This window comes from Nonomuraea sp. NPDC049152 (assembly GCF_040648355.1).
In the GTDB taxonomy this organism is placed as follows: domain Bacteria; phylum Actinomycetota; class Actinomycetes; order Streptosporangiales; family Streptosporangiaceae; genus Nonomuraea.
In genome coordinates, this window is sequence record NZ_JBEZDO010000049.1 from 1 (window position 1) to 22972 (window position 22972).

Consider the following 22972-nt stretch of genomic DNA (forward strand, 5'->3'; position numbering starts at 1 on the left):
CACCCAACACCACCCTCTACCCCAACCCCCCCATCTTCCTTCCCCCCCCCCCCCCCACACGCCGCCCCTCAGCTACCCCTCCCCGGCGGCCCGCGGACCTGTCCGCGGGCCGCCGGTCGCGTGCTCTCGGGGGACCAACCGTTATCGAGGAGTCTCATGAGTCATCGCCGGAAGAAGGGCCTGCTCAGCGCCGCGCTGGCCACGGCCGTCCTCATCGCGCCTCTGGCAGCAGCGGGTACGGCGCACGCCGACCCGAACAACAACTCCGTCCGCAAGCTCGTCAAGGCCGTCAACGGCAAGAACGTCAAGAACCACCTCAAGGTGCTCGACCTGATCGGCAAGGCCAACGGCAACACCCGCGTGGACGGCACGCGCGGCTTCGAGTTATCGCGCGACTACGTGGCCACGCTGCTGCGTCTGGCCGGGTACCAGGTCTCGACGCAGAAGTTCACGTTCGAGAACGAGGAGTTCAAGACCAAGCCGGTCTTCGAGCGCAAGACGCCCAACCCCAAGGTCTACGCGCTCGGCCTGGACTGGGTGCCGTCGGGCCACACCGCGGAGGGAAGCTTCTCCGCCAAGATCCAGCCGGTCGACGTGCTGATCCCGCCGGGTCCGACGCCCAACTCCTCCACCTCGGGCTGTGAGGCGGCCGACTTCGCCGGGTTCACCGCGGGCAACTTCGCGCTGATCCAGCGCGGCACCTGCAGTTTCGCGGTGAAGGTGGCCAACGCCAAGGCCGCGGGCGCCACCGGCGTCGTGCTGTTCAACGAGGGCCAGGCGGGCCGTACCGAGGCCGACGTCAACCCCGACCTGGGCGGCCCGCAGGACATCCCGGTGCTGTTCACCAGCTTCTGGGAGGGCAGGGACCTGGCGGCCACGCCAGGCGCGGAGGTCGGGTTCACGTTCTCGTGGGAGACGGAGATCAAGACCTACGAGTCGTACAACGTGCTGGCCGAGTCGCGGCACGGGCGCGCGGACAACGTCGTGATGGTCGGCGGTCACCTCGACTCGGTCGAGGACGGCCCCGGCATCAACGACAACGGTTCGGGCGTCGGCGCGATCCTGGAGGTGGCGCTCCAGATGGCCAAGTCGAAGCCGGAGAACAAGGTCCGCTTCGCCTTCTGGGGCGGCGAGGAGTTCGGCCTGCTCGGGGCCGAGCACTACGTGGCGAACCTGACCGAGCAGGAGAAGGCGAACATCGCCCTCTACCTGAACTTCGACATGATCGCCTCACCGAACTTCGTCTACCACGTCTACGACGGCGACGACTCCGACGGCGTGGGCTCGGGCCCAGGCCCCGAGGGTTCGGCGCAGATCGAGAAGTACTTCGAGCAGTTCTACGCCTCGCGCAACCTGGCCTACAAGGGCACCGACTTCGACGGCCGCTCCGACTACGGGCCGTTCATCGCGGTCGGGATCCCGGCGGGCGGCCTGTTCACCGGGGCGGAGCAGCGCAAGACGCCCGACGAGGTGACCAAGTGGGGCGGTACGGCGGGCGAGCGTTACGACCGGTGCTACCACCAGGCCTGCGACACCATCAAGAACATCAACGACACGGCGCTCGACGTCAACGCCGACGCCATCGCCACGCTCGTGGGCACCTACGCCTACGACTCCTCGACGATCAACGGGCCGCACGCCCCCGGCATCGCCACCAGGGCCAAGGCCTCTCACGGTGATGACGTGCCCAAGGCGCTGAGCTGACCCTCGCAGGCGCGGCGTCCCCGCGTGGGACGCTGCGCCTACACTCGATGCCATGTCGGGTGAACTGCGAGTTCTGGGGGCATGTCCGCTTGACTGCCCGGACACGTGCTCATGGGTGGTGACCGTCAGGGACGGCGAGGCCGTGAAGATGCGCGGCAACCCCGACCAGCCGTACACGCGGGGCGCTCTGTGCGTGAAGGTCAACCGCTATCTCGAGCACACCAGGGCGGACGACAGGATCCTGTATCCGCTGCGCCGTACGGGGCCGAAGGGCTCGGGCCAGTTCGAGCGGATCACCTGGGACGAGGCGCTCGACGAGATCGCCACCCGGCTCCGCGCGATCGTGGACGAGCATGGCGGCGACGCGATCTGGCCCTATCTCGGCACGGGATCACTGGGCTACCTGCAGGGCTCGGAGGGTGTGGCTGGACGCAGGTTCTGGAACGTGCTCGGCGCCTCCAAGCACGTGCTCAACATCTGCTCGGTGGCCGGCAGCCTGGGGTTGTCGCGCACCCAGGGCACCGCGGGCGGCATGGACCCGGAGAACTTCGCCCAGTCCAAGCTGATCATCCTGTGGGGCACGAACACGCTGACCAGCGGCCACCACCTGTGGAAGTTCATCCAGGACGGCCGCGCCGACGGGGCGTACGTCGTCGCGATCGACCCGATCCGCACCAGGACGGCCGACCAGGCCGACGAGCACCTGGCGATCAGGCCAGGCACCGACGCCGCGCTCGCGCTCGGCCTGCTGAACGTGGTGCTGTCCGAGAACGCCCAGGACGAGGAGTACCTCGCCCTGCACACCGAGGGCTGGGAGGACTTCAGGGCCGAGATCATGGAGTGGCCCGTCGAGCGGGCCGCAGAGGTCACGGGGATCCCCGCCGAGGCCGTCCACAGCCTGGGGATGAGGCTGGCGCACACCCGCCCGACCGCGATCCGCGCCACGATGGGCATCCAGCGGCACGCGGGCGGCGGCACCGCCATGCGGACGATCGCCTCCATTCCCGGCGTCACCGGCGACTGGCGTCATCCGGGCGGCGGCGTGGCCTACTCCACCAGCGACCACGTCCACCTGAACATCGACCGCCGCAACGACCTGCTGGCCCAGCCGGTCAAGACGCGGTTCATGACCCGGCTCGCCTCCGGCCTCGACGACGTGAAGTGCCTGTGGGTCTACATGGCCAACCCGATGGGCTCCACGTCCGACAGCAACAGGATCAGGCGGCAGCTGCTGAGAGAGGACCTGTTCACGGTCGTCATGGAGCAGTTCCCCACCGACACCGCCGACTACGCCGACATCGTGCTGCCCGCCACCATGCAGACCGAGCACATGGACCTGCACGCCGGGTACGGCCACATGTACCTGATGTGGAACGAGCCCGCCGTCGCGCCCGCGGGCGAGGCGCTGTCCACCACGGAGACCTTCCGCCGCCTGGCCGCCCACATGGGCATGACCGAGCCCTCGCTGTACGACTCCGACCTGGAGCTGGCCGCCGAGCTGCTGTCCAGCGGCCACCCGTCCCTCGACGGCGTCACGCTCGACCGCCTGCGCAAGGAGGGCTGGGTGCGGATGAGCTACCCGTCGCCGTTCAAGCCGTTCGCCGAGGGGTTCCCCACCCCGTCGGGCAGGCTACGCTTCCCCCCGCGCGGGAAGGCCTTCGTGCCTTCCCTCTCCTCCCTTACGGCAGGCGACAAGCTGACCCTGATCACGCCCGCCGCGCACACCTTCCTCAACACGACGTTCGGCAACAACCCGGAGCTGCTGCGCAGGGCCAAGGATCCTGTCGTCCTGGTGAACCCCGCCGACGCGCGGGCCAGAGGCCTGTCCACGGGCCTGCGCGTCAGGGTGGTCAACCACAACGGCTACTTCCTCGCCGACCTGGAGGTCAGCGACCGGGTGGCCAAGGGCGTCGTGGCCAGCCCCAAGGGCAGATGGCCCAAGCACACGATCGGCGGGTCGAACCCCAACGCCGTGGTGGACGAGCGCGACGCCGACATGGGCAGGGGCGCCGTCTACCACGACAACCTAGTCGAGCTCGAGCTTGAACCCCTCGTGTGACTGGGCGTAGCCGAGGGAGCGGTAGAAGCGGTGGGCGTCGTCGCGCCGCTTGTCGGAGGTGAGTTGCACCATCGCGCAACCGCGGGCCCTGCCCTTGGCATGCGCCCACTCCATCATCTTGCGGCCCCATCCCTGCCCGCGTAGGTGCCCGGCGACGCGCACCGCCTCGACCTGCAGGCGGGTGGCGCCGCGCCGGGAGATGCCGGGGATGTAGGTGAGCTGCATGGTGCCCACGACCTCGCCCTTCAGCTCCGCCACGATCAGCTCGTTGTTGGGGTCGGCGTCGATGGCCTCGAAGGCGGCTCTGTGGTCGTCGCCGTACTCTCCCGTCCTGGCGGCGGCGATCGCGTCGTCGACGATGAGCGCGACGATGGCGGGCACGTCGGCGGCGCGTGCCGTACGGAAGACCAGGGAGAGCAGGTAGTGCGACTCCATCAGGCCGGGGTTGGACGGCAGCGCCATGACCTTGCCGCTGGGCACGAAGCCCTTGCGCGCGTAGAGCGCGCGGGCGGCGGCGTTCGCGTCGACCGCCCACAGGCCGATCTCCTCGGCCTCGCGGGCGCGGGCCCATGCCACGACCTCGTCGACCAGCCGCCCTGCCAGGCCCGTGCCCCTGGCCTCGGGAGCGACCCACATCGACAGCAGATGCACGTGACCGGGGTGCTCCTCGAGACCGCAGATCAGCCCGGCGTCCCGGCCGTCGCCCACCGCCACGAACCAGACGGAGTCAGGGTTGGTCAGGCGTTCGACCCACTTCTCCCTCGGGTGGGCGGCGTCCTTGTCGTAGGTGGAGCCGAAGGCGTCAGGGGCGTCGGCGAGCGCACGCAATCTGAGGGCGCGCAGGCGGTCGGCGTCGTCGCGGCCAAGCCGCTCAATAGTGAATTCCGGCATGCCCGCATCATGGCAGTCGGCATCGGGGGACTCTCAGGGTGATTCCCCGATGTGGACAAGGGGTGCCGAACGGCACTCTGGATACATGAACGAGCTCTCTCGACGCGAAGAACTGTCGTTGTCGGGCGCCGCGCTCCGTGGCGCCCCTTGGAAGGCCGCCGCCGTGGGCGGCGGTGCGGTGGCCGCCGCCAGCTTCGGCATGGGCGCCATCACGGGGTCGGCCGACCTGTCGTGGGCCCTCGGCCTCGGCATCAGCCTGTTCGCCCTGATCGCGGCCATCGGCGCGGTCGCCAAGCCGGAGGAGGGCGACAGGGTCACCAGGCAGGCGCGTAACTGGTCGCTGCGGCACCCGTGGAAGTTCGCGCTCCTGCCCGCGGGCATCACCGCGGTGCTGAGCTACCCCGTCCAGCTCGTGCTCGACGGCGAGGGCATCTTCGGCGCCGCGTGGGACTCCCTGTGGAGCGGCGCGCTGGTGTACCTCATCGCGGGCATCCTGACGCTCACCATGAAGGGCAGGGCGCGCTAGCCGCTCTCGGCGACGCGCTTCAACCCTTCGAGAGAGCGGCGCATGTTGGCGGCGTTGTGGGCGGCCCGGTCGGCCACGTTGGTCGCGAGCCGCCCCACGACCAGCATGAACCTCCCCCTGGTGTCCCAGGTCTTCTGCTCCACGACGCAGCCCGTCTCGCTGGGGGTGATGTCGAACCGCCAGACGGCGATGTCGAGCACCCCGACGGCGCGGACGTGGTAGGCGAAGGCGCGGCCTGGATCGGCCGCGGTCACCGTGCAGACGGTCGACCAGCGGCGGGACCCGTTGCGGTTGCTGCCGCGGAACCTCGCGCCGCGCCGCGCCGAGCGCACCTCGCCGATCCAGCGGGCGCGCTCGCACTCGGCGTTCCACGCGCCCATGCCCTCCAGATCGGTCAGCAGCTCGTAGATCCTCTCGGGCGGGGCGTCGATCTCGATGGACGCTGAGGCACTGGGCTCGCTCACGAGGACATTGTGTCCTTCTCTGCCTGCGAGCGACAGACGCAGAATTCGTTGCCCTCGGGGTCGAGCATGGTCACCCAGCCGGTGCCGTCAGGGTTGCGGTGATCCTCGTGGACCTTCGCGCCGAGGTCGAGCAGGCGCTCGACCTCCTGGTCGCGAGTGCTTCCCTCGGTGCCGTTGACATCGAGGTGGACCCTGTTCTTGACGCTCTTGCCCTCGGGCACCTTGATGAAGAGCAGGAACGGGTCCTGGTGGGTGCGGATCGCGACCTCGGTGTCTCCGGGCTCGCACTCCCCCCATAGCGGCAGCCCTGTGGCCTTGCTCCACCACGTGGCCAGCTCGTAGGGATCGGCCGCGTCGATGGTGACGGCATGGATCTCAATCATGGGCCCACCCAATCGCCACACCTGCGACGCGTCAAACCAGGCTAGTGGCCTGCTCCTGCGAGGTTGAGTCCGACGACGCCGATGAGGATGAACGCGATCGAGCCGAGCTTGACCGCGGAGACGTCGTCGCCCATCAGCAGCATGCCGAGCGTGGCGGTGCCCACGGCGCCGATGCCCGTCCACACCGCGTAGGCGGTGCCGACCTCCAGGCTCCTGAGCGCGAACGCGAGCGCGCCGAAGCTGAGGACGGCGAAGACGAGGAAGCTCACCGCCCACCAGACCTGGGAGAAGCCGTCGCTCATCTTGAGCGAGTAGGCCATCGCGACCTCGAGCAGGCCGGCGGCGACGAGAATGACCCAAGCCACGTGCACTCCTTTGTCGTAGGGGTGCGTCGTCTTGGCGTTCCGGGTACGGCGCGTCTCGTCCGGGAGCGGGTCGCTCAATCCCTACAACGGCGTCAGGTCGCGTTCTGATTCCACCAGAGCGTGACCCAGCGGTCGCGGGGCACGGGCCACATGCCCATCTCCATGGCCGTCGCGGCCACCTCGGGCGCCCGTGAAGGGTCGAGGCAGGCCCGATGGCAGACGCTGTCCGCCAGTTCCTCGATCGTGGCGAAGCGCTCGATGGGCGCCTCCCGCTCCTCCACCCGCACCTCGAAGCCGAGCGCGGCGGCCAGCGCCACCGCGTCCTCCGCGATGGGCCTGACCGGGCGCCGCACACCGTGGAAGTGCTCCCACAGCGGGCTCATCCAGCTCATCGGATGGCGGTGCGACAGCTCGACGACCACCCTGCGGGTGGCGTGGGAGTCGAGCGCGCGCAGGAAGACGGCCAGGTCGGGCACGTTGTAGACCACGTGCGCGGCCACCACGACGTCGGCCTTCCCTACCTCCGCCTCGACCTGCGGCCAGCCGCCCTCGACCGTCGTCACGCCGACGCCCGCCTTGTCGGCGCGCACGGTGAGCTCGGCGAGCATCGCGGCCGAGGTGTCCACGGCGATCAGCTCGCCGATCCTGTCGGCCAGCGGGAGGGAGGCCGCGCCAAGCCCTGCCCCCACATCCAGCAGTGTCCCGTCCTCCGGCAGCGCCTCGGCCACCCTCGCCACTGTCGGCCCTTCCGGCTCGGCCAGCGCGCGGTCGGTCCTGGCCGCGAAGCGGGCGGGCGAGTGCCCCCATGGGTCGACGGGCGCCTTCGCCAGGATCTCCGGCGGAATGGCCCACGACTCCAGGTTCTGCCGCCACCGTTCGTTCAACGCCTCGGCATTCATGTGTCGAGGGTAAGTGCTTAGCAGAGGTTACCCGCGGGTAGCATTACGAGTAAGGTTACTCGCCAGTACTAAACGCCCCCGGGTTCTAGGAGAGAGCAGCCATGGGCCACTACAAGAGCAACGTGCGGGACCTGGAGTTCAACCTCTTCGAGGTCTTCGGCCGCCGCGACATCCTCGGTAACGGCCCGTTCTCGGAAGTGGACGAGGACGTCGCCCGCAGCATCCTGGACGAGGTCAACAGGCTCGCCAAGGGTGTGCTGGCCGACTCCTTCGAGGAGGGTGACCGCACGCCGCCGGTCTTCGACCCAGCCACGTCGACGGTGACCGTACCCGATGGGGTGAAGAAGTCCTTCAAGGCCCTCGTCGAGGGCGGATGGGCGCACCTTGACCTGCCCGCCGAGCTCGGCGGGCCTGGCGTCCCCCGGACGCTGGCCTGGTCGGCGGCCGAGATGGTGCTCGGCGCCAACCCCGCCCTCTACATGTACGCCGCGGGCCCCAACTTCGCCTACACGCTGTGGAAGCTCGGCACCCCCGACCAGAAGCGGTTCGCCGAGCTGGCGATCGAGAACAACTGGGGCGCCACCATGGTGCTGACCGAGCCCGACGCGGGCTCCGACGTCGGCGCGGGGCGCGCCCGCGCGATCCAGCAGCCCGACGGCACCTGGCACATCGAGGGCGTCAAGCGCTTCATCACCAGCGCCGAGCACGACATGACCGACAACATCTTCCACCTGGTGCTGGCCAGGCCCGAGGGCGCGGGCGCGGGCACCAAGGGCCTGTCGATGTTCCTGGTGCCGAAGTACCACGTGAACCTGGACAACGGCGCGCTCGGCGAGCGCAACGGCGTCTACGTCACCAACGTCGAGAAGAAGATGGGCCTCAAGGTCTCCACGACCTGCGAGCTGACCTTCGGCGACAAGCACCCGGCGATCGGCACCCTGGTCGGCGACGTGCACGAGGGCATCAAGCAGATGTTCATGGTGATCGAGCACGCCCGGATGATGGTCGGCACCAAGGCCATCGCCACCCTGTCGACCGGCTACCTGAACGCGCTGGAGTACGCCAAGTCCCGCTTCCAGGGCGCGGACCTGACCCAGATGGCCGACAAGTCCGCGCCGCGGGTGACCATCACCCACCACCCCGACGTGCGGCGCGAGCTGATGCTGCAGAAGTCGTACGCCGAGGGCATGCGGGCGCTGGTCCTCTACACGGCCACCTTCCAGGACACCCTGCTGATCAACCCGGGCGACGAGCACGCCGAGGCGATGAACGACCTGCTGCTCCCCCTGGTCAAGGGCGTCGGCTCCGAGCGCTCCTACGAGCTGCTCTCGCGCTCCCTGCAGACGCTCGGCGGCTCGGGCTACCTGCAGGACTACCCGATCGAGCAGTACATCCGCGACGCGAAGATCGACTCCCTGTACGAGGGCACGACCGCGATCCAGGGCCTCGACCTGTTCTTCCGCAAGATCCTGCGCAACCAGGGCGCGGCGGTGGGCTCGCTGCTGGCCGAGATCAACGCCTTCGCCGCCTCCGAGGCGGGCAACGGCAGGCTCAAGCAGGAGCGCAAGCTGCTCGCCAAGGCCGCCGCCGAGGTCAAGGCCATGGGCGACACGATGGCGGGCTGGGCGCTCGGCTCGCTGGAGTCGCCGCGCGAGGTCTACAAGGTCGGGCTCAACAGCACGCGCTTCCTGCTGGCGCTGGGCGACCTGGTCATCGGCTGGCTGCTGCTGCGTCAGGCGGAGATCGCGCTGGCCAGGCTCGACGAGGGCGAGGACGCGTTCTACCAGGGCAAGGTGGCCGGCGCGTCGTTCTTCGCGACGACCGTGCTGCCGCGCATCGCGGCCGAGCTGGCCGTACTGGAGAGCACCGGGCTCGACCTGATGGACCTGCCGGAAGAGGCGTTCTAGACCACCTGCTCCCGCGGCAGGTCAAGAAGACCGTCCACCCCTCCGGGTGGGCGGTCTTCCGCTTCCATGGCGGGCGCGAACCGGGATACCGTCACGGCATGTCCCCTCGTGTCGAAGAGGTATCCGACGGCGTCTACGCCTACATCCAGCCCGACGGAAGCTGGTGGATCAACAACACCGGGTTCATGGCCGGGCGGAGGGGCGTCATCTCCGTCGACGCCTGCTCCACCGAGCGCCGCACCCGCGCCTACCGCGACGCGATCGCCAAGGTCACCGACCGGCCGATCACCACACTCGTCAACACCCACCACCACGGCGACCACACCTTCGGCAACCACCTGTTCCCCGAGGCGACGATCGTGGCGCACGAGCGGACCCGCGAGCAGATCATCGCCGACGGGGTGCCCGCCTACCTGGGCGCGTGGTCGCCCGATGTCGAGTGGGGCACGCTCGATCCCGTGCCGCCGTTCCTCACCTACACCGACGGCGTCACCCTTTACTCCGACGACCTGCGCTGCGAGGTCAGGCACGTCGGGTTCGCCGCGCACACCACCAACGACTCCTACGTCTGGATCCCCTCGCGCAGGGTGCTGTTCTCGGGCGACCTGGTGTTCAACGGCGGCACGCCGTTCGTGCTGATGGGCTCGGTGGCCGGGGCGCTGGCGGCGCTCGACCAGCTGGAGGCGCTCGGCGCCGAGACGATCGTCCCCGGCCACGGCGACGTCTGCGGGCCCTCGGCGATCTCCACGGTGCGCGGGTACCTGCGGTTCGTCCGGGAGAGGGCGGAGGCGGGGATGGCGGCGGGCCTGTCTCCGCTGGAACTGGCAAGGCAGACCGATCTCGGCGAGTACGGCACGCTCACCGACAGCGAGCGCATCGTCGGCAACCTGCACAGGGCCTACGCCGAAGCGACGGGCGGCGACGTGGATCTGGCGGCCGCCGTCCTCGACATGATCACCTTCAACGGCGGTCGGCCACTGACGTGTCATGCCTGAGGGTGTGATCGTCATCAGGGGGGTATGACCGTCTCCGTACGCGGTCTTTACCCTCCGGAGGTCGTCATGGGTGTCGGGGTCAGCATCTTCTTCCTCACGCTCGGCGCCATCCTCCGATTCGCCATCGAACCCGACGTCTTCGGCAGCGCCGTCCACATGGACAGAATCGGCGTGATCTTCATGATCGTCGGTGGCGTGGGCGTGGTGCTGAGCATCGTCCTGGCGCCGCGGCGCGGGCACACCTCCGAGGACAGGCTCATGCACAGGGAGAACAATCCGCCCGAAGTCTGATGCTCGCCGCGGCGGCCGTCGCGCTCGTGGTCGGCGCGGTGGCGGTCGTGGTGCCGCTGGAGGGCGGCCCTGTCGCCGCCACGCGTTCTCCGGGGGGACGCGGATCGTCATCGACCGCACGACGGGCGAGCTCGTCGGCGTTCAGCGGGAGTCGCCCGACGGCGCCCCGTACAGCACTGACATCGTCAGGAAGGCGGGCTGGACCGACGTGCGGCAGCCCGTCGCGCCGCCCAGGTGCGCCGGCTGTACGGCTCAGCTCTAGAGCTCGAACTGGATGGCGGCGCGGCCCGCCTTGATCGGGACGATGTGCTCGTTGATGACGGCGTGGTGCTGCGGGTGGTCGCGGTAGACCTCGTAGTCGGCGACGGAGTCGAACTCGGCGACGATGGCGAAGTCGGAGTTGCCCGCGGCGGCCAGGCCGAGGTCACTGCCGAGGTCGTAGCGGCGCAGCTCGGGGATCGCGGCGGGCAGGGCGGCCAGGCCCTTCTCGACGGCGGCCTTCTGCTCGTCGGTGGCGTCGTCGGTCCAGGTCAGCAGCACGATGTGACGGATCATGGCATCAGCCTAGTAGTGGGGCGGGCGCCGGTTACCGGCGCCCGCCCTTGGTCAGCTCCGGGCGCCGGTCGGCCTTCCGGCGCCCGTCTCAGCTCCAGGCCAGCATGCGGAGCGGGTCCTCCAGCATGGCGCCGACGTCTCGCAGGAACAGCGAGCCCAGCTCCCCGTCGACGATCCGGTGGTCGAACGACAGCGCGAGCGTGGTCACCTTCCTGACGGCCAGCTGCCCGTCCACCACCCACGGCGCGTCCCTGACCTGTCCGAAGGCCAGGATGGCCGCCTCACCCGGGTTGAGGATCGGGGTGCCGGTGTCGACGCCGAACACGCCCACGTTGGTGATCGTGATCGTGCCGCCCGCCATCTCGGCCGGTTGGGTACGGCCCGCCCTGGCGGTCTCCGTCAGCTCGCCCAGCGCCCTGGCCAGTCCTGGCAGGTCCAGCGCGTGGGCGGACTTGACGTTCGGCACGACCAGGCCGCGCGGGGTGGCGGCGGCGATGCCGAGGTTCACGTAGTGCTTGACCACGATCTCCTGGGCGGCCTCGTCCCACGTGGAGTTGATCATCGGGTAGCGGCGGGCGGCCACCAGGACGGCCTTGGCCACCAGGAGCAGGGGCGAGACCCTGACCTCGGCGAAGTCCCGCAGCTGCTTGAGCCGCTGGACGGCCGCCATCGTCTCGGTGACGTCCACCTGCAGGAACTCGGTGACGTGCGGAGCGGTGAACGCGCTGGTCACCATCGCCTGCGCGGTCATCTTTCGCACGCCCTTGACGGGGATGCGCTCCTCCAGTTCCCGGGGGGCGGCGGGCTGCCATGAGGGCTCCGCCGCCTGGGGCTCGGGCTCCTGGGCGGCGGCGTGGACGTCGTCGCGGGTGATGGAGCCCTGGGGACCCGTGCCCCGCAGGGCCGTCAGGTCCACGCCCAGGTCCTTGGCCAGCTTGCGGACCGGTGGCTTGGCGAGCACGCTCACCCTGCCGGTCGCCTGCGCCTGCTGGACCGGCTCGGGCAGCGGCTGGGTGGGGGTGTGGCCGGGGACGGCCACTCGCTCGGGGTCGGCCACGGTGCCCGCGCTCACCTGCGCCCCGGTGGGGCCGCCTGGCCGGGTGGTGTCGGTTTCAGGGGCGGTTTCGGAGTGCGTGGTCTTGCGGGGGCGGCGCTTGGCCGCGCCGGTCTTGACGCCGTACCCGACCAGGACGGGTGTGCGCTCCTCCTTGGGCGCGGGGCCGCCGTGCGCGCCTGGCTCGACGGCTCCCTCGGCGGGCGGTCGCGGCACCATGTCGTCGGCCAGTGCCGCGAGCCGTTCGGCCGACTCCTCGTGCGGGCCGACCGCCTCCGCCGCGCCCGTGGAAGGGCCGGGCTGCGCCGTACCGGCGGCAGGGGGCTCGCCGGTCTCGACCGCGATGATCGGCACGCCGACGTCGACCGTCTGGCCCTCCTCCGCCAGCAGGTCCGCGACGACACCGGCCCACGGCGACGGCAGCTCGACGATCGACTTGGCGGTCTCGATCTCGACGACGATCTGGTTGACCTTGACACTGTCGCCCGGCTTGACGTGCCAGCGGACGATCTCGGCCTCTGTCAGGCCCTCTCCCACGTCGGGGAGCTTGAATTCACGACGCATTCGAGGTCCCCCTCTCAGTAGGTGAAGGCACGGTCGACGGCATCGAGGACCCTGTCCAGGTCGGGGAGATAGTGCTCCTCCAGCTTCGACGGCGGGTAGGGGGTGGAGAAGCCGCCGACCCGCAGCACGGGCGACTCCAGATGGTAGAAGCACGACTCGGTGATCCTCGCCGCGAGCTCGGCGCCGAAGCCGTTGTAGACGGGCGCCTCGTGGACGACGATCACCCTGCCGGTCTTGCGCGCCGACTCCATGACCGTGGGGAAGTCCAGCGGGTTGAGCGAGCGCAGGTCGACGACCTCGATCGAGCGGCCCTCCTCCTGGGCGGCCGTGGCCGCCTCCAGGCACGTCTTGACCATCGGGCCGTAGGCGAGCAGCGTGATGTCGCTGCCCTGCCGTACGACGGAGGCCCGGTCGAAGGGCGTCCACCAGTCGGTGGTGGCGGTGTCGACGTCGGCTTTCTCCCAGTAGCGGCGCTTGGGCTCGAAGAAGATCACCGGGTCGTCACTGCGGACGGCCTGCTGGATCATCGAGTAGGCGTCGGCGGGGTTGCTGCAGGCGACGACGCGCAGACCGCCCGTGTGGGTGAAGTACGCCTCGGGGGACTCGCTGTGGTGCTCGACCGCGCCGATGCCGCCGCCGCACGGGATGCGGACCACGACGGGCAGCTTGATGGCACCGAGCGAACGCAGCGGCATCTTGGCGAGCTGGGTGATGATCTGGTCGGCGGCGGGGAACACGAAGCCGTCGAACTGGATCTCGCAGATCGGCCGGTAGCCGCGCAGGGCCAGGCCGATCGCGGTGCCGATGATGCCCGACTCGGCAAGCGGCGTGTCGATGACGCGGTCCTCGCCGAAGTCCTTCTGCAGGCCGTCGGTGACGCGGAAGACGCCGCCGAGCTTGCCGACGTCCTCACCCATGATGAGGACCTTGGGGTCGTCCTCCATCGCTCTGCGCAGGCCCTCGTTGATCGCCTTGGAGAGGGTCAGCATGGTCATGACTCGAAGCCCTCCAGGTAAGCGGCGTACTGGGCGCGCTCCTCGTCGATCAGCGCGTGGGACGACCTGTAGACGTGGTCGAAGATGTCGAGAGGCTTGGGGTCGGGCATCTCCAGGCAGCGTCTGCGCAGATCGGCGCCCAGGTCCTCGGCCTCGGCCTCGACGGAGTCGATGAATTCCTGGTCGGCCAGCTCGTTCTTGAACAGGTACGCCTTCAGGCGCTCGATCGGGTCCTTCAGCTTCCACGCCTCCAGCTCGCTCGCCACCCGGTAGCGGGTCGGGTCGTCGGTGGTGGTGTGGGCGCCCATCCGGTAGGTGAACGCCTCGATCAGCGTCGGCCCCTGGCCGGTTCTCGCGGCCTCCAGCGCCTTCCTGGTGACGGCGAGGCAGGCGAAGACGTCGTTGCCGTCCACGCGGATGCCGGGGAAGCCGAAGCCTGACGCCCTCCGGTAGAGCGGGATGCGCGTCTGCTTCTCCAGTGGCTCGGAGATCGCCCACTGGTTGTTCTGGCAGAAGAAGACGATGGGGGCGTTGAACACGCTGGCCCAGATGAACGACTCGTTGACGTCTCCCTGGGAGGTGGCGCCGTCGCCGAAGTAGGCGATCGTGGCGGCGTTGGCGCCGTCGCGCTGGATGCCCATGGCGTAGCCGACCGCGTGGAGGGTCTGGCTGCCGATGACGATCGTGTAGAGGTGGAAGTTGTGCTCGGCGGGGTCCCAGCCGCCGTGGTTCACGCCTCTGAACAGGCCCAGCAGCTTCACCGGGTCCACGTCGCGGCACCAGGCGACGCCGTGTTCACGGTAGGTGGGGAAGGCCATGTCGGCGTCGGTGAGGGCGCGGCCCGAGCCGATCTGTGCCGCCTCCTGGCCCAGCAGCGAGGCCCAGATGCCCAGCTCGCCCTGGCGCTGCAGGGCGACGGCCTCCAGGTCGATGCGGCGGACGAGCACGAGGTCGCGGTAGAGGGACCTCACCTCGTCTGGCGTCAGGTCGATGTCGTAGTCGGGGTGCTCGACCCTCTCCCCTTCGGGGGTGAGCAACTGGACGAGCTCTGGAGGTGCTTCTGCACCACGAGAGGCGTCGACGGTCACGTGCCACTCCTGTGCGATCGGGGCCGGTTCGCTGGGATTGCCATGCTTTTCCCGGCCTTTCCGGCGTACGGGCCATCTGGTGGTGGTTCGTACGCGTTTGGGGACATCGTGGCAGAGGTCACAGCCCTACGCGCAAGCCCCATGCCCTCCCCGTTCCCGGTGGATCGTCCGTGAACCTTCCCGTTTCGAGGGTCAGGCCTCCCTGGCTGGAACCGCCCGAGACCTCAGGGCGACGTCGATCCGGGCGGACGTGAGGCGCGGATGGGGTTCCTCGGGTTTCGGGGGTTTGAGGGGAGCGCGAGGTACGGCGACCGCGACTCCGGGTGGTGGGGTCGGGGCCTGTTCATCACGGGTGGGGCACTAGGCTGAACGCCGCAACCCGAACTTCACCTTCAGGAGGAGCGCCGTGGCGCGCGTCATCGTCGACGTCATGCTCAAGCCGGAAATCCTTGACCCGCAGGGCCAGGCCATCGCCCGCGCGCTGCCGCGCCTGGGCTTCTCCGGCGTCTCCGAGGTGCGTCAGGGCAAGCGGTTCGAGCTCGAGCTGGAGGGCGAGGCCGACGAGGCCGCACTTGCGGACGTCCGAAAGATGGCCGAGACTCTTCTGGCCAACACGGTGATCGAGGAGTACACCGTGCGGGTCGAGGGCTAGAACAGCACATTCGACCCTCGGAAATTCCCATAACGGCTTAAAGCCGGGTTTTGCCGTGCCACAATCCCACGGGCTTACCAACACTAAATAACAACAAGGTGATTTTGCGGTTAGCCCTGATTTCACGGGGAAACCTACTCCAGGTGAGATTCTGGCGCCCGGAGGGGTCCGGTGGATATTGAGTTCTCGTTGGCGCTGCCGCGGGATGCGATCGGCATCCCGATGGTCAGACGAGTGCTAGGTGACGCGATGCGCTCACTCAGCGTGAGCGAGAGCTGCATCTCCGACATGCTGCTCGCGGTGTCGGAGGCCTGCTCCAACGCGGTGCGTCACGGCGGTCCCGCCAACAGGTACGAAGTGAGCGCGTCGATCGGCTACGGCCGCTGCGACGTGAAGGTGGCCGACGCGGGCGGTGGCCTGCCGTCGATGCCGCTGCACTACCCGCCGCCCGAGACCGAGAACGGGCGGGGCCTGCTCATCATGCGCTCGGTCGTCGACGAGATCTCCTTCGGCGTCACGCCTGGCCGGGGCACCACCGTCCACCTGCGCAAGCACCTGGCGTGGGACGACGAGGAAGGCGCCCGCCCCCGCGAGCTCGCCGCGGTCTGAGTCCCCGGCCCGGCAGGCCCGAGGGCGGCCCCGGCCACTTCCGGCGGCTGCGACCCGTTCCCTGACAGGACGCTCGCAGGGCCGCGAGAGGGCACCGGGCGGCAGCCGATACCCTGGAGACACCGCCGCAGACCGCCGTCCACACAATGAGACGGTGGCGTGGCGTGCGCATTCCTCCGGAGGGGACGAAAGTCATGAGCGCTGCCCGTGTGGGCGTTGTCACGTTTCCAGGAACTCTCGACGACCAGGACGCAGCCCGTGCCGTACGGCTGGCGGGCGCGGAGGCGGTGCCGCTCTGGCACGGCGACCACGATCTGAAGGGAGTCGACGCGGTCTTCCTGCCCGGCGGCTTCTCCTACGGCGACTACCTGCGATGCGGCGCGATCTCCCGCTTCGCCCCGCTGATGGAGCAGCTCATCCCCGCCGCCCGCGGTGGGCTGCCGGTGCTCGGCACCTGCAACGGCTTCCAGATCCTGTGCGAGGCGCACCTGCTGCCCGGTGCGCTGACCCGCAACGCCTCACTGCACTACATCTGCCGCGACCAGCGCATCAAGGTCGAGTCCACGGCCACGACGTGGACCGGCGACTTCGCGTCGGGCCAGGAGCTGGTGCTGCCGATCAAGCACGGTGAGGGCCGCTACGTCGCCTCGGCCGAGACGCTCCAGCAGCTGGAGTCCAACGGCCAGGTGGTCTTCCGCTACCTCGGCGGCAACCCCAACGGCTCGCTCAACGACATCGCGGGCATCTCGAACGAGGCGGGCAACATCGTCGGCCTCATGCCGCACCCCGAGCACGCGGTCGAGGACCTGGTCGGCGCGCCGAGCACCGACGGCCTCGGATTCTTCACCTCCATTCTGAAGAAGCTGGTGAACGCATGAACCTCGACACCGTGAAGCGGGCCTCCGACACGCCCGACGAGGCGATGCCGTTCGCCGAGCTGGGGATGAAGCAGGACGAGTACGACAGGGTCCGGGAGATCCTCGGCCGCCGTCCCACCTCGTCCGAACTGGCCATCTACTCGGTCATGTGGTCCGAGCACTGCTCGTACAAGTCGTCCAAGGTGCATCTGCGGCAGTTCGCCACCAAGGCGCCCGAGTCCGAGGCGCTGCTGGTCGGCATGGGCGAGAACGCGGGCGTCGTCGACATCGGCGACGGCTGGGCCGCCACCTTCAAGATCGAGTCGCACAACCACCCGTCGTACGTCGAACCGCACCAGGGCGCGGCGACCGGCGTCGGCGGCATCGTCCGCGACATCATGTCGATGGGCGCGCGCCCGATCGCGGTCATGGACGCGCTGCGCTTCGGCGGCGCCGACCAGGCCGACACCAGGCGCGTGCTGCCCGGCGTCGTCGAGGGCATCTCGTCGTACGGCAACTGCCTCGGCCTGCCCAACATCGGCGGCGAGGTCGTCTTCGACCCCTGCTACATCGGCAACCCACTGGTCAACGCGCTCTGCGTCGGCCTGCTGCGCAAGGACCAGATCAAGCTGGCCACCGCGCCGGGCCCCGGCAACAAGGTCGTGCTCTTCGGCGCCTCGACGGGCCCCGACGGCATCGGCGGCGCCTCGGTGCTCGCCTCGGCGACGTTCGAGGACGAGTCGGAGGCGAAGCGGCCTGCCGTACAGGTGGGCGATCCTTTCATGGAGAAGCTGCTCATCGAGTGCTGCCTGGAGCTCTACGCCGCGGACGTGGTCGTGGGCATCCAGGACCTCGGCGCGGCCGGCGTCTCCTGCGCCACCACCGAGCTGGCCGCCAAGGGCACCGGCGGCATGCACGTCGACCTCAACCTGGTCCCGCTCCGCGACTCCTCGCTCAGGCCCGAGGAGATCCTGATGAGCGAGTCGCAGGAGCGGATGATGGCCGTGGTGACGCCGTCCGACATTCCGGCGTTCATGGCGATCTGCGAGAAGTGGGACGTGCCCGCCGTCGTGATCGGCGAGGTCACCGACACCGGCAGGCTCGTGATGACCTGGGACGGCTCGGTCATCGTCGACATCCCGCCGGGCACCGCCGCCGACGAGGGCCCCGTCTACGAGCGGCCCTTCAACGAGCCCGCCGGCCAGGCCGCGCTGAACGAGGTCGTCGAGCTGCCGCGCCCCGAGGACCTGCGGGCCACGCTGCTGCAGCTGCTCGGCTCGCCCAACCTGGCCTCCAAGGAGTGGGTGACCTCCCAGTACGACAGGTACGTCCGCTCCAACACGGTGCTCGCCCAGCCCGCCGACGCCGGCATGCTGCGCATCTCCGAGGTCATGGAGGGGGCGACGCCGACGACCCGCGGCATCGCGCTGGCGACCGACGGCAACGGGCGCTACGCCAGGCTCGACCCCTACGCGGGCGCCCAGCTGGCGCTGGCCGAGGCGTACAGGAACGTCGCGGTGACGGGCGCCAAGCCGCTCGCCGTCACCAACTGCCTCAACTTCGGCTCGCCCGAGGACCCCGAGGTCATGTGGCAGTTCGCGGAGGCCACGCGCGGGCTCGCCGACGCCTGCAGGACCCTCGGCGTCCCGGTGACCGGTGGCAACGTGTCCTTCTACAACCAGACGGGCGCGGCGGCCATCCACCCGACGCCCGTCGTGGGCGTGCTCGGCGTCATCGACGACGTCGCCAAGCGGGTGCGTTCGGGGTTCACTGAGGCGGGGCTGCGCGTCGCGCTGCTCGGCGAGACCAGCGACGAGTTCGGCGGCTCGGAGTGGGCGCACGTCGCCCACGCCCACCTCGGCGGCCTGCCGCCCGAGGTGGACCTGGTGGCCGAGCAGGGCCTGGCCTCCGTCATGGTCGCCGCCGCCGCCAAGGGGCTGGTGGCGGGCTCGCACGACCTGTCCGAGGGTGGCCTGGCGATCGCGCTGGCCGAGGCTTGCATGGCCCACGGGGTCGGCGCGAAGGTCGCGCTGTCCGGCGACCCGTTCGTCGACCTGTTCAGCGAGTCGTCGGCCAGGGCGCTGGTCGCGGTGAAGGCCGAGCACTTCGAGGAGTTCGCGGCGCTGTGCGCGTCGTTCGAGGTGCCCTGCTACGGGCTCGGCGAGACCGGCGGCGACGCCCTGGCGGTGGAGGGCGTCCTCGAGGTGCCCGTCTCCGAGCTCCGCGAGGTCCACACGGCCACGCTGCCCGCGCTGTTCGGCTGAGGTACGGAGTTCACAGGGGCCGGTACGGCATGCCGTACCGGCCCCTGTGGCGTTGCTACTTGGCGCAGATCACGTAGACCGTGCCGCCCCTGCCACCACTCGTCTGGGTGGAGGCGGTGGTCTTCTCCGTGCCCTGGGTGGGCTGGGAGGAGCTGCTGTAGTCGTTGTAGCCGCCGCTCAGCTCGACCCTCCAGCCCGTCGGGGTACCGGAGCCCGTCGGGGCGCTGGTCGTGACGGTGCCGTTGACGCCGGAGAAACCGCCGCCCGTGGCGACCGCGCCGGACGGGCAGGACACCGAGCCGGACTTGCCGCTGAAGGAGTCGCTGACGACGACGATCGACTTGATGCCGCCGGCGTCGCCCTTGTCACCCTTCGGACCCTGGGGACCCGCGGGACCCTGCGGACCCGTCGCCCCGGTCTGGCCCTTGTCCCCCTTCTCGCCCTTCTCGCCAGGCTTGCCCGGCTGGCCGTCCTTGCCGTCCTTGCCGTCGATGCCGTTCTTGCCGGCGGGACCCTGGGGACCGGTCTCACCCTTGGGGCCCTGGTCGCCCTTGGGACCCTGGTCGCCCTTCGCGCCCGGCTGGCCGGGCTTGCCGTCCTCGCCCTTCGGACCCTGGACACCGGGCTTGCCGTCCTCGCCCTTCGGGCCGGCAGGGCCCTGAACGCCAGGCTTGCCGTCGGCGCCCTTCGGGCCCGCAGGGCCCTGGGGACCCTGCTCGCGGGTGCCCGCCAGGCCGTTGGGCGACGAGCCGCCGCCGATCAGCACCCGCTCCTCCGTCTTCCTGCACGGGGTCGACGGGTTGACGATGCGGGCGTAGCGCGTCTTCTTGTGCACGCAGGCGTGCACCTCGTTGGCGGCCGACGACGCGGTGGCGACTCCGCCGATGGTGAACAGCGAAGCGGCGAGCGCCCCGACGGTGGCGAGGGTGAGCGCGCGCCCACCGCGAACCTTGATTGCCACGGGTTTCCTTCCAGAGGAACAGATGTTGCGCATGTTGTGCATGAGGTTCACGCTTCAACCGTTCCACAGGGTTACACGGGCACATAACGTGTATGTCACGAAACAGAGGGTGACATATGCGGTTGACCGCTGGTCAGCTTCAGGACGGGAACCGGACCCGTAAATCGACGCATTGGTTTTCACCCAGGCGTGGGGATAATCGTCCGTGAACACCTACCTCCCGCCCGCCACCCAGCCCGTCAGAGCGGTGGTGTGGGCGATTCACCTGATCCTGCCACTGCTGGGCCTGTGGCTGTTGCTCGCCGACCCCGGCGGGATCAACGTGAGGTGGCAGCACAACCCCAGCCACTTCTGGATGATCCTCGTCGTCGCGGGCATCAACGTCGTGCTCGGCCTGATGATCAGCGAGGCGGCGCGCAAGCGGGAGGACGCGCGGCTGTTCCTGGTCTCGATGGTGTTCCTGAGCAGCGCGGGATTCTTCCTCCTGCACGGCCTGTCGACGCCGCGGATCATCCTCGACACCCACTCGCTCGGCTTCGACATCGGCCAGCAGGTCGGGCTGACGATCGCGGCGGTCTTCGCGTTCGCCTCGGCGTTCCCGCTCGGCGCGCGACAGGCCAGGTCCGTGCTCGCGGCACAGGGCCTGATCAGGGCCTTACTGCTGGGAATCATGGTGGCGTGGGGCATCGCCTCGCTCATCCCCGGGCTGACCCCGCTCAGCAGACCGCCCGCCACACTGCCGATCCCGTGGTTCGGCTGGTTCTCGGTGCCCGGTCTGGTGCTGTTCGTCTCGGCGAGCATAATGATGTTCCTTCTGCACCGCAGGCGGCGTTCCGCGATCCTGATCAGCCTGCTCACCGCCTACGCGCTGCTGGCCGAGGCCATGCTGGCGGGCATGTCCCAGCTGAACTGGCACCTGTCGTGGTGGGAGTGGCACATCCTGCTGACGCTGGCCTTCGTCTTCGTCGCCTACAGCGCCTATCTGCAGTTCAGGCGCGAAGGGTCGAGCGCGGGCCTGTTCGACTCGGTGGCGCTGTCAGCGACCGTCGTCAGGATTCAGGCGCAGTACGAGCAGGCGCTGGAGGAGCTGGTCGAGCACGTCCGCAGGGGCGCCAAGCTGCCTGCCGTACGGCTGGCCGGGCGGTTCCAGCTCACCGAGGGCCAGGCGGCGGTCCTCGACCGCGCGAGCGAGGCGCTGGCCAGCGAGCGCGAACTGTCCGAGCGCCTCGCGGCGCTCGTCGACGTCGGGACCCAGACGAAGGTACGGCTGGCCGAGTCCGACCTGCTGACCGGCGCCCTCGAGCGGGTACGGCAAGCGTACGGCGACGTCCGCATCGGCCTGGTCGCCGACGGCAAGGTGAGCATCGGCTCCCGCGAGTACGTCTTCAGCGGCATCACGCCCATCAGGCGGGAAGGGCTCATCACCTACCCGCTCACCGTGAAGGGCCATCTGGCGGGCGCGCTCGAGGTGCCGCTCGGCCGTACCGCACAGGACGAGGCCCTGGCCTCGACCCTGGCCAGCCAGCTGTCGATCTCGCTGGAGAACGCCCGCCTCTATGCCGAGCTGGACACCCTGTTCCGGCAGTACATGTCGCCCGACGTCGCCAACCGCCTGCTGGCCGATCCTGGGCAGGCCGCGCTCGGCGGTGAGCTGCGCGAGCTGACCGCGCTGTTCGCCGACCTCAAGGGGTTCACCACGTTCTCCGAGCGGGTCACGCCCGGTGAGATCGTCGAGATGCTGAACCGGTACCACACCGCCGCCGTGCCCTGCATCCTCGACAACGGCGGCACCATCGTGCAGTTCGTGGGCGACGCGCTGCTCGCGCTCTTCAACGCGCCCGCCGCCCAGGAGGACCACGCGCTCGCCGCGTGCAGGGCCGCGCTGGCGATGCAGGAGGCGGCCCTGGAGGTCGCCGCCGACGGATGGCCCACCTTCAGGGTCGGCATCAACACCGGCATGGCGCTCGTCGGCAACATCGGCAGCCCCGAGCTGCGCGGCTTCAACGCCATGGGCGACGCCGTGAACGTGGCGGCCAGGCTGGAGAGCATGGCCGAGCCCGGCACGGTGGTGATCGGCGCCACCACGCTCGCCCAACTCGGCGACGGTGTCACGGCCGCGCCGCTCGGGGCGCTGCGGTTGAAGGGCAAGGCGCAGGAGGTGGAGGCCTACGTGTTGACCGCGCTGCCCCGCATAATCAGATCATGACCGCAGAGGCCGGAGAGTTCCTGTCCATGCTCACCCCAGACGAGACCCAGGCCCTGAAGGCCGCGGGACGGCCGAGGCGCTGGGAGCGCGGCGAGGTGGTGATGACCGAGGGCGACACGTCCGACTGGGTGCTGCTGCTGCTCGACGGGCGGGTCAAGGTGTCCTCGCACACCAGCGGCGGGACGGAGGTGGTGCTGGCGGTGCGCGGTCCCGGCGGGCTGGTGGGCGAGATGTCGGCCATCGACGGCTCCCCTCGATCGGCGACCGTCACGGCGCTCGAGCCGGTCGGAGGGGTGGTGGTCCGTGACTTCGCCGGGTTCCTGCAGGCGCACGGGCGGGTGGCGGTGCTGCTGATGCGGCTGGTCACCGAGCGGCTGAGGGACTCTGACAGGAAGCGGATCGAGTACGGGGCGTTCGACACGACGGGGCGGGTGGCGACTCGGCTGTTGGAGCTGGCCGAACGGTACGGCGAGAAGACGAACTCGGGGCTGCGGGTTGCGCTGCCGCTGTCACAGGACGAGCTGGCCGGATGGACCGGGGCGTCGCGGGAGGCGGTGAGCAAGGCGCTGCGGACGTTGCGGGACCGGGGGCTGATCGAGACCGGGCGGCGGCGGGTGGTGATCCACGACCTGGAGGGGCTGCGCAAACGGGCCCGCTGAAAACGGACGTACGTCGTACGTCAT

Annotated in this window: 22 protein-coding genes and 1 riboswitch; of the genes, 12 read left to right on the plus strand and 10 right to left on the minus strand. The window is 69.7% G+C overall.

Annotation, left to right across the window (positions count from 1 at the left end):
* Positions 1-156 precede the first annotated feature (156 nt).
* Together AB0B45_RS47910 and AB0B45_RS47915 are read left to right on the plus strand one after the other, a co-directional pair.
* Positions 157-1704: a M28 family metallopeptidase gene (locus AB0B45_RS47910; RefSeq protein WP_358145120.1), complete on the plus strand. Its 1548-nt coding sequence runs from the start codon at positions 157-159 to the stop codon at positions 1702-1704.
* 52 nt (positions 1705-1756) lie between these two features.
* The gene (locus AB0B45_RS47915; RefSeq protein WP_358145122.1) at positions 1757-3763 is read left to right on the plus strand and encodes a molybdopterin-dependent oxidoreductase; all 2007 of its coding nucleotides are present in this window, start codon (positions 1757-1759) and stop codon (positions 3761-3763) included.
* Here AB0B45_RS47915 and AB0B45_RS47920 read toward each other — a convergent pair.
* Positions 3731-4654, minus strand: a complete 924-nt coding sequence (locus AB0B45_RS47920) for a GNAT family N-acetyltransferase (protein WP_358145124.1) — start codon at positions 4652-4654, stop codon at positions 3731-3733. The genes AB0B45_RS47915 and AB0B45_RS47920 overlap by 33 nt on opposite strands.
* A gap of 85 nt (positions 4655-4739) precedes the next feature.
* Here AB0B45_RS47920 and AB0B45_RS47925 point away from each other — a divergent pair, with 85 nt between their 5' ends.
* Complete coding sequence (locus tag AB0B45_RS47925; RefSeq protein WP_358145126.1) at positions 4740-5180, plus strand: hypothetical protein; 441 nt, start codon at positions 4740-4742, stop codon at positions 5178-5180.
* Here the strand turns inward: AB0B45_RS47925 and AB0B45_RS47930 are convergent.
* The 4 genes from AB0B45_RS47930 to AB0B45_RS47945 all read right to left on the minus strand — a co-directional run bounded on the left by AB0B45_RS47930 (position 5177) and on the right by AB0B45_RS47945 (position 7291).
* Positions 5177-5644 carry an SRPBCC family protein gene (locus tag AB0B45_RS47930; RefSeq protein WP_358145128.1) on the minus strand — a complete coding sequence of 156 codons (468 nt, stop codon included), beginning with the start codon at positions 5642-5644 and terminating at the stop codon, positions 5177-5179. The two genes, AB0B45_RS47925 and AB0B45_RS47930, sit on opposite strands and share 4 nt — an antisense overlap.
* Positions 5641-6027 carry a VOC family protein gene (locus tag AB0B45_RS47935; RefSeq protein ID WP_358145130.1) on the minus strand — a complete coding sequence of 129 codons (387 nt, stop codon included), beginning with the start codon at positions 6025-6027 and terminating at the stop codon, positions 5641-5643. The genes AB0B45_RS47930 and AB0B45_RS47935 overlap by 4 nt, the downstream gene beginning before the upstream one ends.
* A gap of 41 nt (positions 6028-6068) precedes the next feature.
* The gene (locus AB0B45_RS47940; protein WP_358145133.1) at positions 6069-6392 is read right to left on the minus strand and encodes a multidrug efflux SMR transporter; all 324 of its coding nucleotides are present in this window, start codon (positions 6390-6392) and stop codon (positions 6069-6071) included.
* A 20-nt stretch (positions 6393-6412) separates the two neighbouring features.
* A riboswitch (guanidine-III (ykkC-III) riboswitch) is annotated at positions 6413-6473 on the minus strand.
* An 11-nt stretch (positions 6474-6484) separates the two neighbouring features.
* A complete protein-coding gene (locus AB0B45_RS47945; protein ID WP_358145135.1) occupies positions 6485-7291 on the minus strand; it encodes a class I SAM-dependent methyltransferase in 807 nt (268 codons plus the stop codon).
* Positions 7292-7392: 101 nt separating this feature from the next.
* Between AB0B45_RS47945 and AB0B45_RS47950 the strand changes: the two genes are divergently transcribed.
* From AB0B45_RS47950 to AB0B45_RS47960, 3 genes are all read left to right on the plus strand, one after another.
* Positions 7393-9198: an acyl-CoA dehydrogenase gene (locus AB0B45_RS47950; protein WP_358145137.1), complete on the plus strand. Its 1806-nt coding sequence runs from the start codon at positions 7393-7395 to the stop codon at positions 9196-9198.
* 98 nt (positions 9199-9296) lie between these two features.
* On the plus strand, positions 9297-10193 hold the full coding sequence (locus tag AB0B45_RS47955) for an MBL fold metallo-hydrolase (protein ID WP_358145139.1): 897 nt from the start codon (positions 9297-9299) through the stop codon (positions 10191-10193).
* Between the two features lie 66 nt (positions 10194-10259).
* On the plus strand, positions 10260-10484 hold the full coding sequence (locus tag AB0B45_RS47960) for a hypothetical protein (RefSeq protein WP_354920016.1): 225 nt from the start codon (positions 10260-10262) through the stop codon (positions 10482-10484).
* A gap of 258 nt (positions 10485-10742) precedes the next feature.
* On the opposite strand, the gene AB0B45_RS47965 is transcribed toward AB0B45_RS47960, so the two are convergent.
* The 4 genes from AB0B45_RS47965 to pdhA form a co-directional block, all read right to left on the minus strand.
* Positions 10743-11039, minus strand: coding sequence for a Dabb family protein (locus AB0B45_RS47965; protein ID WP_358145141.1), 297 nt, complete (start codon positions 11037-11039; stop codon positions 10743-10745).
* A gap of 88 nt (positions 11040-11127) precedes the next feature.
* On the minus strand, positions 11128-12657 hold the full coding sequence (locus AB0B45_RS47970) for a 2-oxo acid dehydrogenase subunit E2 (RefSeq protein ID WP_358145143.1): 1530 nt from the start codon (positions 12655-12657) through the stop codon (positions 11128-11130).
* 14 nt (positions 12658-12671) lie between these two features.
* The gene (locus AB0B45_RS47975; protein ID WP_358145145.1) at positions 12672-13652 is read right to left on the minus strand and encodes an alpha-ketoacid dehydrogenase subunit beta; all 981 of its coding nucleotides are present in this window, start codon (positions 13650-13652) and stop codon (positions 12672-12674) included.
* Positions 13649-14740, minus strand: a complete 1092-nt coding sequence (gene pdhA / locus AB0B45_RS47980) for a pyruvate dehydrogenase (acetyl-transferring) E1 component subunit alpha (protein ID WP_358145147.1) — start codon at positions 14738-14740, stop codon at positions 13649-13651. Before pdhA ends, AB0B45_RS47975 begins: the two co-directional genes overlap by 4 nt.
* A gap of 406 nt (positions 14741-15146) precedes the next feature.
* Between pdhA and purS the strand changes: the two genes are divergently transcribed.
* The 4 genes from purS to purL all read left to right on the plus strand — a co-directional run bounded on the left by purS (position 15147) and on the right by purL (position 19122).
* A complete protein-coding gene (gene purS / locus AB0B45_RS47985) occupies positions 15147-15392 on the plus strand; it encodes a phosphoribosylformylglycinamidine synthase subunit PurS (RefSeq protein ID WP_358145148.1) in 246 nt (81 codons plus the stop codon).
* A 222-nt stretch (positions 15393-15614) separates the two neighbouring features.
* Positions 15615-16001: an ATP-binding protein gene (locus AB0B45_RS47990; RefSeq protein WP_358145192.1), complete on the plus strand. Its 387-nt coding sequence runs from the start codon at positions 15615-15617 to the stop codon at positions 15999-16001.
* Between the two features lie 194 nt (positions 16002-16195).
* On the plus strand, positions 16196-16879 hold the full coding sequence (purQ, locus tag AB0B45_RS47995; protein ID WP_358145150.1) for a phosphoribosylformylglycinamidine synthase subunit PurQ: 684 nt from the start codon (positions 16196-16198) through the stop codon (positions 16877-16879).
* On the plus strand, positions 16876-19122 hold the full coding sequence (purL, locus tag AB0B45_RS48000; protein ID WP_358145151.1) for a phosphoribosylformylglycinamidine synthase subunit PurL: 2247 nt from the start codon (positions 16876-16878) through the stop codon (positions 19120-19122). The genes purQ and purL overlap by 4 nt, the downstream gene beginning before the upstream one ends.
* Before the next feature lie 55 nt (positions 19123-19177).
* On the opposite strand, the gene AB0B45_RS48005 is transcribed toward purL, so the two are convergent.
* Positions 19178-20083 (minus strand): hypothetical protein, encoded by a 906-nt coding sequence (locus tag AB0B45_RS48005; RefSeq protein WP_358145153.1) that lies wholly within the window; start codon positions 20081-20083, stop codon positions 19178-19180.
* A 205-nt stretch (positions 20084-20288) separates the two neighbouring features.
* On the opposite strand from AB0B45_RS48005, the gene AB0B45_RS48010 reads away from it, so the two are divergent.
* Together AB0B45_RS48010 and AB0B45_RS48015 are read left to right on the plus strand one after the other, a co-directional pair.
* On the plus strand, positions 20289-22289 hold the full coding sequence (locus AB0B45_RS48010; protein ID WP_358145155.1) for an adenylate/guanylate cyclase domain-containing protein: 2001 nt from the start codon (positions 20289-20291) through the stop codon (positions 22287-22289).
* Entirely contained in the window at positions 22286-22948 is a 663-nt protein-coding gene (locus tag AB0B45_RS48015; RefSeq protein WP_358145157.1) for a Crp/Fnr family transcriptional regulator, read from the plus strand. Before AB0B45_RS48010 ends, AB0B45_RS48015 begins: the two co-directional genes overlap by 4 nt.
* Positions 22949-22972 lie beyond the last annotated feature (24 nt).

What these genes read in the sequence shown, in the direction of transcription:
- AB0B45_RS47910 (WP_358145120.1), top strand. Translation starts at nt 157, where the DNA reads ATGAGTCATCGCCGGAAGAAGGGCCTGCTCAGCGCCGCGCTGGCCACG.
- AB0B45_RS47915 (WP_358145122.1), top strand. Translation starts at nt 1,757, where the DNA reads ATGTCGGGTGAACTGCGAGTTCTGGGGGCATGTCCGCTTGACTGCCCG.
- AB0B45_RS47920 (WP_358145124.1), bottom strand. Translation starts at nt 4,654, where the DNA reads ATGCCGGAATTCACTATTGAGCGGCTTGGCCGCGACGACGCCGACCGC.
- AB0B45_RS47925 (WP_358145126.1), top strand. Translation starts at nt 4,740, where the DNA reads ATGAACGAGCTCTCTCGACGCGAAGAACTGTCGTTGTCGGGCGCCGCG.
- AB0B45_RS47935 (WP_358145130.1), bottom strand. Translation starts at nt 6,027, where the DNA reads ATGATTGAGATCCATGCCGTCACCATCGACGCGGCCGATCCCTACGAG.
- AB0B45_RS47945 (WP_358145135.1), bottom strand. Translation starts at nt 7,291, where the DNA reads ATGAATGCCGAGGCGTTGAACGAACGGTGGCGGCAGAACCTGGAGTCG.
- AB0B45_RS47950 (WP_358145137.1), top strand. Translation starts at nt 7,393, where the DNA reads ATGGGCCACTACAAGAGCAACGTGCGGGACCTGGAGTTCAACCTCTTC.
- AB0B45_RS47955 (WP_358145139.1), top strand. Translation starts at nt 9,297, where the DNA reads ATGTCCCCTCGTGTCGAAGAGGTATCCGACGGCGTCTACGCCTACATC.
- AB0B45_RS47960 (WP_354920016.1), top strand. Translation starts at nt 10,260, where the DNA reads ATGGGTGTCGGGGTCAGCATCTTCTTCCTCACGCTCGGCGCCATCCTC.
- AB0B45_RS47965 (WP_358145141.1), bottom strand. Translation starts at nt 11,039, where the DNA reads ATGATCCGTCACATCGTGCTGCTGACCTGGACCGACGACGCCACCGAC.
- AB0B45_RS47970 (WP_358145143.1), bottom strand. Translation starts at nt 12,657, where the DNA reads ATGCGTCGTGAATTCAAGCTCCCCGACGTGGGAGAGGGCCTGACAGAG.
- AB0B45_RS47975 (WP_358145145.1), bottom strand. Translation starts at nt 13,652, where the DNA reads ATGACCATGCTGACCCTCTCCAAGGCGATCAACGAGGGCCTGCGCAGA.
- AB0B45_RS47990 (WP_358145192.1), top strand. Translation starts at nt 15,615, where the DNA reads ATGGTCAGACGAGTGCTAGGTGACGCGATGCGCTCACTCAGCGTGAGC.
- purQ (WP_358145150.1), top strand. Translation starts at nt 16,196, where the DNA reads ATGAGCGCTGCCCGTGTGGGCGTTGTCACGTTTCCAGGAACTCTCGAC.
- purL (WP_358145151.1), top strand. Translation starts at nt 16,876, where the DNA reads ATGAACCTCGACACCGTGAAGCGGGCCTCCGACACGCCCGACGAGGCG.
- AB0B45_RS48015 (WP_358145157.1), top strand. Translation starts at nt 22,286, where the DNA reads ATGACCGCAGAGGCCGGAGAGTTCCTGTCCATGCTCACCCCAGACGAG.